The organism is Streptomyces calidiresistens, assembly GCF_014141525.1.
In the GTDB taxonomy this organism is placed as follows: Bacteria; Actinomycetota; Actinomycetes; order Streptomycetales; family Streptomycetaceae; genus Streptomyces; species Streptomyces calidiresistens.
The window spans coordinates 1-1435 of the sequence record NZ_VKHS01001092.1; the positions used below are offsets into that span (position 1 = coordinate 1).

General features: G+C 77.4%; 1 protein-coding gene. It reads right to left on the bottom strand.

The genetic code is table 11. The features are described from left to right. Positions 1–196: 196 nt before the first annotated feature. Positions 197–1435: ABC transporter substrate-binding protein (locus FOE67_RS25635; RefSeq protein ID WP_182667203.1), on the bottom strand; the 1239-nt coding region annotated here is incomplete at its 5' end.

The following is a 1435-nucleotide window of genomic DNA, read 5'->3' on the forward strand; positions in this document are numbered from 1 at the left end:
CCGGGGCGGTGCCCGCCCCCGTGCCCCCGCCGGTCCCCGCGTCCATCCGCTCTCCCTGCCGTTCGGTTCCGACCGGGGCCCATCGGGCACCCGTCACGACCGCCGGTCGGGTGGTCGTGACGGGCGATCATAGGAACATGTTCTCGTTGTGTCGAGAACAGCGGGACGGCCCCGGGGCTCGCCGGAGGGACCGGGCTCAGACCTCCGCCATGGGTGCCTTCCCCAGGTAGTGGAACTCCCCGCCCCGCACCTCGTACCAGTACGCCCCCTCGCCACCGGCCGCGAGCCGGCCGTCGGCGGCGAAGGCGAGCGGCTTGGCCACCCCCCTCAGCCGACCCGAGCGCAGTCGGGTGAGGAGCATCTCGCGGTCCGGTGGTGTCCCCGTCCCCATCCGCCGCACCGTCTCCACCACCAGGCGGGCGGCGTCGTACCCCTCGGCGGCCCAGGGACCGGGTTCCTCGTCGAACCGCTTGCGGAACACGGTGGTGAATCCCACCGCGTCCGCCGTCCGCGCGGGATCGATGCGGGAGGCGACCACCAACCACCCCTCGGCGGCCTCCCCCGCCGCCCGGGGGAACTCCTCCCGCAGGGCCGCCTCACCGGCGATCCGGGGGCCGGTGAAACCGGCCTCGGCCAGGGCGATCGCCAGCGCGGCCACGGCGTCGGCCCGACCCGCGTGCACCACCGCGTCGACGCCCTCGGCGAGCAATCCGGCCGCCGTGCCCGCCGGATCGTCCGCGCCCACCGGCAGCACCCGCGGTACGGGGGTGATCCGGTCGCGGTCCAGGGCTCCGGTGACGGCCCGCACCGCGATGCCACTGATCGGTTCGGCGGCCCGGTCGTCCACCAGTCCCACCCGCCGCACGCCCGGCTCCTCGTTGAGCCGGTGGACCACCGCCAGCGCCTGGGCGGCGGTGTCGGGGCGGGCGTGCAGCAGTGTCCGGTAGGCCGTGTCGCCGGTGGGGAACTCGGCCGGGGAGAGCGCCAGCAACGGCACACCCGCCCGGGCGTACTGCTCGGCGGCCGGACGGGCCGACGCCTCGCCGGTGGGCCCGATCACCGCCCGCACCGCCGGGTCGGCCCCCAGCTCCCGGGCCGCCGCGGCGGCCCGCTGCGGATCGCCGCCGTCGTCGACCACCCGCACGTCCACGTCGAAGGGGAGGCGGACCAGGCCGGCGAACTCCTCCACCGCCAGCCGCACCCCCGCCTCCTGGGCACGGCCCGCCACGGCGTCGGGGCCGGTGAGGTCGGCGTGGACGCCGATGAGCAGCGACTCCCCCTCCTCCGCCGGGACACTCCCGGAACGGGCCCGACCGGCGAACAGCACCCCCGCTCCCCCGGCGGCGGCGGTCGCCGAGCCGGCCACCAGGAGCAGCAGTCCCCGGCGGGAGGTGCCGCGCGGAGCGGTGCCCTCCCCCCCGACGCTCTCGACGCC